The sequence below is a fragment of the Xenorhabdus sp. NBAII XenSa04 genome (assembly GCF_963866145.1).
GTDB lineage: Bacteria > Pseudomonadota > Gammaproteobacteria > Enterobacterales > Enterobacteriaceae > Xenorhabdus > Xenorhabdus indica.
Genome location: NZ_CAWMEB010000309.1, coordinates 1 through 257 on the forward strand (window position 1 = coordinate 1; position 257 = coordinate 257).

The 257-nt window shown below is 53.7% G+C and carries 1 pseudogene; it reads left to right on the forward strand.

Annotated elements, in window-relative coordinates:
- A pseudogene (locus AAC147_RS10920) lies at window positions 1-257 on the forward strand (DNA primase); the annotation flags it as partial.

Sequence of the window (257 nt, forward strand, 5' to 3'; positions counted from 1 at the left end):
CCGCTGAATGTGGTCAATCCGTATGCGTCGCAACTGACCTTTATGTCAGACAAAACCCGCACCCGCCGTGACCATATGAAATATCTCACCCTGATCCAAAGTATCGCCTTGTTGCACCAGTACCAGCGGGACATCAAGACGGCCGAACATCGCGGCAAGACACTGGAATACATCGAAGTGACCAAAGACGATATCCGGCTGGCCAATCAGTTGGCGCACGAGATCTTAGGCCGGACACTGGACGAAATGCCGCCACA